The organism is Algoriphagus antarcticus, assembly GCF_002150685.1.
GTDB lineage: Bacteria > Bacteroidota > Bacteroidia > Cytophagales > Cyclobacteriaceae > Algoriphagus > Algoriphagus antarcticus.
Map to the genome: position 1 here is coordinate 173188 of NZ_MSSW01000007.1, position 6750 is coordinate 179937.

At 39.1% G+C, this 6750-nt stretch carries 5 protein-coding genes; 3 read left to right on the forward strand and 2 right to left on the reverse strand.

The features are described from left to right. The first annotated feature begins 220 nt into the window (after window positions 1–220). Together BVH04_RS04430 and rluF are read left to right on the forward strand one after the other, a co-directional pair. A complete protein-coding gene (locus BVH04_RS04430; protein ID WP_086540117.1) occupies window positions 221–1528 on the forward strand; it encodes a peptidoglycan DD-metalloendopeptidase family protein in 1308 nt (435 codons plus the stop codon). A 514-nt stretch (window positions 1529–2042) separates the two neighbouring features. Further along, window positions 2043–2774 (forward strand): 23S rRNA pseudouridine(2604) synthase RluF, encoded by a 732-nt coding sequence (rluF, locus tag BVH04_RS04435; protein ID WP_086540118.1) that lies wholly within the window; start codon window positions 2043–2045, stop codon window positions 2772–2774. 130 nt (window positions 2775–2904) lie between these two features. On the opposite strand, the gene BVH04_RS04440 is transcribed toward rluF, so the two are convergent. Next, window positions 2905–3759, reverse strand: coding sequence for a glycoside hydrolase family 16 protein (locus BVH04_RS04440; protein ID WP_086540119.1), 855 nt, complete (start codon window positions 3757–3759; stop codon window positions 2905–2907). 519 nt (window positions 3760–4278) lie between these two features. Next, a complete protein-coding gene (locus BVH04_RS04445; protein WP_140160520.1) occupies window positions 4279–4659 on the reverse strand; it encodes a hypothetical protein in 381 nt (126 codons plus the stop codon). Window positions 4660–5013: 354 nt separating this feature from the next. Between BVH04_RS04445 and BVH04_RS04450 the strand changes: the two genes are divergently transcribed. Continuing rightward, a complete protein-coding gene (locus tag BVH04_RS04450; protein WP_086540121.1) occupies window positions 5014–6450 on the forward strand; it encodes an aldehyde dehydrogenase family protein in 1437 nt (478 codons plus the stop codon). Window positions 6451–6750: the final 300 nt, after the last annotated feature.

Here is a 6750-nt window from a genome sequence, read left to right on the forward strand (position 1 = left end):
TCACGGAAAAGCAGTCAATTCTTCAATAAATGTCAACTAGAAATTAGATACCTTCAACTAATAGGATAAGAAATTTTTTATAAAATATTCAAATGCCTTTCATCGTTGGTATGATAGTTGGAAGCAAGCGCCCGAAAGGTTTATGCCACAAAACTTGGATTAAGAGCCCTTTTTTGCTTTATTGAATTAAACTTTCACCTTCCCATAATAGAATATATTGATGAAAAAGTCTTGGATAGGAATTGCTACACTCGTTATCACCATTGGCGCAGCATCTTCACTCCAATTTTTCAGCCTGCCTTTTCAAGCTGAAAAGGAAGCAGAGATTGTTGAACCACCCTTGATTGATTCCCTTGCGAATCAGGTTTTCCTTTATGGAATCAACGTCACTGGGCTGAATATTGTAGAAGGAACCGTAAGTAAAAATCAGACTCTTGGTTCTATTCTCGCACCTTTCAATGTCCCTTACCAAATTATAGATCAAATCGCCAAGAAGTCAAAGGAGATTTTCGATGTAAGAGGTATCGCCGCAAATAGAAAATTTACGGTGGTCACTCCTGCTGATTCTTCCCAAGCTCAATTCTTCATATACGAGCCAAATCCAGCTGAATATGTAGTTTTCAATTTGGACTCCATAGATATATACAAAGCAGAAAAACCAGCAGAATTCAGAACCAAAGAAGCTGGCGGAATAATCAATTCCAATCTTTCGGCTGACATGACCAGTCTAGGTGTGACGTATGATATCATTGATCAGTTTGCCGATTTGTATGGATGGTCTATAGATTTTGGAGCCTTGCAAAAGGGCGATAAATACAAAGTTTCTTATCAGGAGAAAGTAATAGATGGAATTGTAGTAGGGGTTTCAGATATTCAGACGGCATTTTTCGAGCATAAAGGCGAACCCTTTTATGCGATTCCTTTTGAGCAAAATGGAGAAGTTACTTTCTTCGATCAAAATGGAGATAGCTTCAAAAAAGCATTCTTGAGAGATCCATTGAAGTATTCCAGAATTAGCTCTAGATATAACCTGAGAAGATATCATCCTGTTCAAAAGCGCTATAAAGCTCACTTAGGTACGGACTACGCAGCTCCAAAAGGTACAGAAATCAGATCAGTAGGTGAAGGAACTGTAACGGATGCTAGATACGCTTCCGCAAATGGCAATTATGTGAAAATCAAACATAATGGCACTTATACTACACAGTACTTGCACATGTCTAAAATTGCCAAAGGCATCAAACCTGGAGCTCGTATCAGACAAGGTCAAGTGATTGGTTATGTAGGAAGCACTGGCTTGGCAACTGGCCCACATCTTTGTTTTAGATTCTGGAAAAATGGCAAACAAGAAGATTGGTTGAGTGAGAAGATTCCACCTTCAGAGCCCATCTCATCTAATAATAAATTGGCATTTGAATCTACGAAAGCTGAATACATGGAAAGACTGGCATCAATCAGACTTCCTGGTGAGCCAACGAGATTGGTAGCAGTGAACCCAAAACCAGCTGCTTTACCGAAAGGTGAGTAAAGCTTAGGCTTAAAAAATACAATAGCGTAAGTCTCAGGGCTTGCGCTTTTTTTATTCTGGTTCAAGTACCATGACTTGGACCTATTTCATTGAAGTATTCAGACTGCTTTTATCACAAAGGGGAAATCGATTACTTAAGATTTCACAAATGGGGATGAAATTATTATTAAAGTCCAGCTTCTGGATAAGTAAGAAACTGCAAATACAACTAGTCTAGTTCACTGTAAAAACCTACATAAACACCATCATTGAAAGGCTAAGCAGTCAGGATACTGCATTGCTTTCGGTCCAAGTCGGAAGAACCAGTTGAACAGCGCCCTCACTATTTTACTTCCTAATCGTCTTACGGACGAAAGATGTGCTAATTGACAGCATTCTATAAATTGATTTGATTACTTCTGCAAATAAACTGGCCGTGCTCTCTGCGAAAAACTCCGTGTTCTCCGTGGTTAAGGGAAACAATGACTTCAATCAGTTTATGTAACTTGCAAGCTCAATCCATTTTCGATTTCCAGTGGAAGCAAATCAACAAATACGAATCAATAAATACCTGAGTGAAGTTGGCTTTTGCTCAAGACGGGCAGCTGATAAACTTTTGGAAGAAGGCCGAATCACCATCAATGGTAAAGTACCCGAACTTGGTACCAAAGTAGGTCCAAAAGATATGGTCGAAGTGGATGGAAATCCTATAGGCAAGCCAATACAAGCACATATTTACATTGCTTTCAACAAGCCGGTGGGAATAGTAAGTACTACTGACACCAAAGGTGAAAAGGATAATATCATCGACTACATCGGCCACTCTCAGCGTATTTTCCCGATTGGGAGATTAGACAAGGACAGTGAAGGGCTCATTTTTTTGACTAGCGAAGGAGACATTGTCAACAAGATTCTTCGCTCCAAAAACAATCATGAGAAGGAATACATCGTCACGGTGGATAGACCAGTAAATGATGAATTTATCAAACTGATGAGTTCTGGTGTCCCGATTCTAGATACGGTAACCGATCCCTGCAAAGTGGAGCGGATCAGCAAATTCAAATTTCGTATCATACTGGCTCAAGGTCTCAACCGACAGATTCGAAGAATGTGCGACCACTTTGGTTTCAAAGTAGTTCAATTGAGACGCATACGAATTATGAATGTGCATTTGGACATACCTGTGGGCAAATGGCGTGACTTGACGGAGAAGGAACTAGCAGAAATCAAGGAGATGGTTTCGGATAGTTCAAAGACGTTTGATTGATTTAACCGCGGTGGGCGCGGAGTTTTCGTAGAGGCCGCAGTCTTTTTTGCTGCTTCTCCTTAAGCTGCACTTTACTATTTATACTATCCTGCTTTTGGAGAAGCAGGATAACGGAGACGTAGCATTTTGCTTACAATCTTTTCTGGTAAATACGGACATAGTCAACCACATATTCTTTAGGAAATACAGTGCTTTTTGGATCTCCTCCATTGCCTCCTATCGCAAGATTGAGTAAAATGTAGTGCGGTTGATGGAAAGGATTGAATCCATCTGGATTTATAGTTCTTGCCAAATCAACTTCATTTAGCAACTCATCATCTAGAAAGAGTTTGATAGTCTTCTCTGTCCATTCCATTCTCCAGAGATGGAATTTACTTGGCCATTCTGGGTCTTTATTTAGGAATTCGGAAAAAAGGATCTTGGTTTCATCCCATTTGGCATTGTATGCTCCTTCGTCTGCCCAAGCCGCATTGGCTAAAATGGTAGCTTGGCCCGTCACTCGGTAATATTCCATGATGTCTATTTCACCGTTGGAAGGCCAAGGTTTGGAAATTCCCAGTGTCCAAATCGCAGGCCACATTCCCATTGCGGTGTCTATTTTGGCTCGAACTTCCACGATGCCATATCGGAATTCGTACTTGTTGCGGGTGTTGATACTCGATGAAGTATATTCGGCAAACTCACAATTTCTTCTCCAATCATTACTTTCAGGATCGTACTTTGTGTTTTTGATCTGCTCTCTCTTTCCAGTAATTACCAGCTTTCCATTCTTTACCAGAGCATTTGGCTCTTGATACCACTGCAACTCACTGTTTCTAACAAACCCTTTCTCATAAGACCAAGACTCCGGGTTTACCTGACCAGAATTCTCAAATTCTTCTTGCCAAACCAATGTGTATTCAGTTCCAGCGGGTTTGAACTGAGCTTGGATACTACAAGTAAGTGTTAGTGCGAAAAATAGAAAGAGAAGTGTGCGATAGATCATGTAAAAGGACTTTGGCACTAAAGAAAGGATCAAATTAAGTCAAAATAGCAAGTTGCAAAAGCTTCTTTTTAGCAAGCTTGAATAAGAGACATAATTATTGCCTGAATAAAAACTATAAATCTTTGCCTAAAAACTGATTCTGATCAATTCAGCACAGAAAGAGCTTAAAACTATCAGGGAGGTAATTGCATTAATGCCTATCCAATCTAATGCAATCAATTAAGGCTACAGATAACGAACTTTTAGCTCCTAATGCTGGAAAATATTATGAAGCTTTGGAGAAAGATTTATGGAGTGATGGGGAGCAAAATCATGCGGGAGGCTAGGTGACTTTTGCTCAAATTGGATTTGACTTTATTGTCACTCAAACTAATCTATCCGATTGCCCAAAATCTAAAAAGGAAATCAGATTTTCAATAGCAACAGATTTTGTGTGGGAATTATCACAAACCTCAAATTTTAAACTCGATTGATAATAGGGCAAATTGAAAAGGAAATAAGGGATTAAACCAAACCTCTTTACTTCCTGCGACCACTCCACTCGGACTTTAAACCTGAGTATCCTACTGTCCAAATTCCTTCAGTGGTATTTCCGGACATTTTTCCTATAAAACTAGCGCCGTTCGTCGATGTGCCTGTGATTTCACTTATATTACCATTTTTTTTCACAGTACCATAGAATTCGTAGGTATCCTTTGATAGCTCTGAAGTTACCGATCCAATGACATCCCCATTTGCCTGTATCTCCATTGCCCAGATGCCTTTATCAGCGCTCCCACTATAAGTCCCGATCCATTCCCCTTGAAAATCGGAGACAAAAATTTCATCATCGTAGTTTAATGAACAAGAAACAGTCAAATAACCAACTAAAGCCAGTAATAAGATTTTAAAATTTTTCATAATATTTCGCATATATTTATTCCAGGAACTTCTGCCTAGGAACCGAGAGGAATCACTTTGATTTTGCCAAAGTGAATAAATAAATCTTTACTGCAATTATTTTTTATACAGTATTGCACTACAAACATACATTTTTTTGCTATTTACAATCAAATATTTGAATTTTAAATTTTTCTATGAGGCATCTATTTAATGGTTTTATTCAGCATTTTAAGGATATTTTAGTCGTTAACAACCCCTTTTAAATAATTGAACGAGGGGGCACTGTTATCAATATAGCATTAGTTGTTGTAAAAAACATTCGTGAATTGATTATGTATTCAATAGTATCCAACCCAAAGACTCTCCATAGGTATGAATAATCCTTTACCAACAGAATCCAAAGCCCAAAATCGTAAACGCCTTTTTGAAGATCAGTCGAAAACCGCCCAATTGTGGAGATCATCAAATCCACTGTCCAGGATCGAAAGATTGATCAAAATCAGATCATGGATAAAAGACAACCAACAAGCTATTCGAGACGCATTAAAAAATGATTTTGGAAAGCCAGAAACTGAGACAGATCTCAGCGAAATATTTCCTGTCACAGCTGAAATCAACCATTCCATCAAACATCTAAAAAAATGGATGAGTCCAAAATCAGTTTCAACACCTCTTCCTATGCTTGGAACATCAAGTATGATATACATTGAACCGAAAGGAAGGGCCTTGATTATTTCCCCTTGGAATTATCCGTTCAATCTTACGATAGGACCGTTAATTTCGGCTTTATCGGCAGGCTGCACAGCTATAATCAAACCTTCTGAGATGACGCCACATACCTCTGAGTTAATATCAAGAATGATTTCTGAACTCTTTAAGCCGAATGAAGTAGCCGTAATTTTAGGTGAAGTAGATGTGTCGCAGGATCTGCTTCAGCTTCCTTTTGACCATATTTTTTTTACAGGGAGTCCAGCAGTGGGAAAAATCGTCATGAAAGCAGCTGCGGAACACCTGACGTCGGTTACTTTGGAGTTAGGTGGAAAATCGCCCGCCATCGTGAATCGAGACGCAAATTGTAAAGATGCTGCGGAAAAGCTGATTTGGGGAAAATATGTCAACTGTGGACAAACCTGTATTTCTCCTGATTACCTTTTGGTACATGAATCTCAGCTAGAAACACTTCTCGTAGAAATGAAAGTCGCTCTACAAAAGATGTACGATCCAGATTTTAACGGAATAGAGCAATCGCCTGATATGGCGCGAATAGTAAATGATAAACATTTTGATCGACTTACAAGAACTATTGAAGACGCTGTTGCAAAAGGAGCTGAGATTTCGTTTGGCGGAACGGCCAAACCTCATACGCGCTATATAGAACCTACGATTTTAACCAATGTCACTGACCAAATGCTGGTGATGCAAAAGGAAATTTTTGGCCCTATCTTACCAATTGTAACCTATAATAGCTTGGAAGAGGCTATTGCGTATGTCAATTCTAAACCAAAACCATTAGCGCTTTACTATTTTGGAAAAAATTCTGAGGACACTTCCACGGTACTGCGAGAAACAAGCTCTGGAAATGCAGTGATCAATGATTGCGTGCTTCACTACCTCCATATGGAATTGCCGTTTGGCGGGGTCAATAATAGTGGAATCGGCAAAGCACATGGATATCATGGTTTTTTGGCTTTCAGTAATGAAAAAGGTGTGCTCAAGCAACGCATCGGACTTAATAATGTGACGCTTCTCAGACCGCCATATGGTATCAGAGCGAGACAAATTATTGCCTCACTCATCAAATGGTTTTAAGCATGTTCAAAATTCATTGTAATCCCTTTAAATCAATATTCGGTTTTCGATTAATTTTCTGCTGTTGAAGCTGGACTTCAGGGGAAAAAGCAAATAGTAGAGATGATAGAGCAGTTTGTGAATTCATGGATCAATTATATGGATGTAAGGATAGCCGAATTATTGATTTCTGTTTACCAGCAACCAGCAATATGATCAATGTAAACGCCCCAGACCCTATGTAAATTTAGAGCGTCGATTGAGAGAATAAATGAGGTACTTTTCAAGTCGGATCAGCTCTAATAGGGCTATCAAATATTT